The following is a 1,829-nucleotide window of genomic DNA, read 5'->3' on the forward strand; positions in this document are numbered from 1 at the left end:
GGCCGCCTTCATCTGGTAGGACAGCGAGCGCACCTCCCGCTCCGATCCCTCCGCGGCCAGCAGCTCGGCCAGCAAATCCTCCGGTGAGCCATTGGGCAGGCGGTGGCTCAGGATCTCCTCCAGCGCCCCGGCCATGCCGTGCAGCTTCAGCGCCTTGAGGCTGGCGACGATCTGGCTACGCTGCATGGCGCACCTCCACCAGGGCCTGGATCGCCGGCAGCAGCGGCGCCAGCGGCAGCACTCGGCGCAGGGTGTCGTAGCGGCCGACATCGGCCTTTGGCTCCTCCTTCAGCGCCAGGTCATTCGGCGCCTGCACCTGTGCCGGCGCTTGCGGCTCCTTGAGCCGGGCCAGCACGTTGAAGACGTGCTCGCGGCTGGGATTCTTGCCCTCCAGGGCCAGCTCCACCGCCGTCAGCACATCGTCCAGTCCGTGCCGGGGCACGCAACCCAGGATGTCGGCCATCTCCCGGTCGCCCCCAGGCCGGCGCAGCAGCCGCTCCTGCAGGCGCTGCAGCGGCGCCGGCAGATCGGCAAACGGCGCGCCGTTGCGCAGCGCCCCGGGCTTGCGCTCCAGCACCGGCAGGTAGTGCCACCAGTCGTAGAAGGTCTGGCCGCGACCGAAGCACCGGGCGTGCTCGGCGATGAGGTTTCCATCGGCCACCACCTTGATGCTGTCGGCATAGGCCCGCAGGCTGACGGCGCGATTGGCGTAGGCGGCATGCACGCTGTAGCGGTTGCGCTCGAAAGTGACCAGGCTGGTCGGCGACACCCGCAGGGGATGCTCGATGAAGGCGTCGAAGGCGGTCCCCAGCGGCAGCAGCTGTGGCTGCTCCTGGGCGAAGACCTCGGCGACGCTCTGGCCCGGGACTTCCGGGTGACGGGTTTCCTCGGCCAGCTCCCAGCAACGCTGGCGCAGCCAGGCATTGAGCAGGGCCAGCGTCTCAAACTTCGGGCGTGGCACGAAGAGCTTGCGCCGGCCATCCTGCACCGCCTTCTCGACCCGGCCCTTTTCCCAGCCGGCGGCGCGGCTGCAGAATTCCGGCTCCAGCAGGTAGTGGCCCATCATCGCCGAGAAGCGCGGATTGACGACACGCTCCTTGCCCTTGCCGACGGCATCCACCGCCGTGCGCATGTTGTCGTAGATCGCCCGCCGGGGAATGCCGCCGAAAAACTGGAAGGCCTGCCAGTGGGCGTCGAAGAGCATCTCGTGTGCTTCGCTGGTGTAGGCCACCCGCAGGGTCAGGCGGCTGTGGCAGAGCTTGATCTGTGCGACCTTGAGCCGCACGACGTGGCCACCCAGCTCGGCGGTCTCCACGCTCCAGTCGAATTGCATCGCCTCGCCAGCAGCGAAGGCCAGCGGCACGTACACGTCCCGCCGGACCTTGCCCTGGTCTTCTCGCCAGCCGCGGATGAAGGCGGTGACGCGCGAGTAGTCGCCCTGGAAGCCCTGACGCTGGAGCGCCTGGTACAGGGCCCGGGCGTTGCGCCGCTCCTTGCGGGGCTTGCCGGCGTCGGCCTTGAGCCAGGCCGACAGCTGGCTGGCGTAGGGGTCCAGCTTGCGGCTGACCGTCCTGGGCGGGTAAGTCGGCTCCAGCGTCTGGTTGCGCAGGTACTTCTTGATCGTGTTTTTCGATAGGCTGGTACGCCGGGCGATCTCCCGGATCGGCACCTTGTCCCGCAGGTGCCAGCGCCTGATCTTTGCTAACAATTCCACGCTAATCACTCCTGGTCATCCCTGGCGAGAAAATCGCCAGAGTACCGATTAACGTGGGTCAAATTTCAGTGCGCACTTGCCTCTTGGGTGGGTCAATTCTTACTGCGCGCCAACA

Annotated in this window: 1 protein-coding gene and 1 pseudogene; both read right to left on the bottom strand. The window is 67.5% G+C overall.

Going from position 1 to position 1,829, the window contains the following annotated elements; translation table 11 throughout:
- Positions 1-186 (bottom strand): annotated as a pseudogene (locus tag QT386_RS23120) (ATP-binding protein); the annotation flags it as partial.
- Positions 176-1,723: an IS21 family transposase gene (gene istA, locus QT386_RS23125; RefSeq protein ID WP_367401490.1), complete on the bottom strand. Its 1,548-nt coding sequence runs from the start codon at positions 1,721-1,723 to the stop codon at positions 176-178. The gene istA and the pseudogene QT386_RS23120, both read right to left, overlap by 11 nt.
- Positions 1,724-1,829: the final 106 nt, after the last annotated feature.

Origin of the sequence: Solimonas sp. SE-A11 (assembly GCF_030345715.1) — a bacterium.
Classification (GTDB): domain Bacteria; phylum Pseudomonadota; class Gammaproteobacteria; order Nevskiales; family Nevskiaceae; genus Solimonas_A.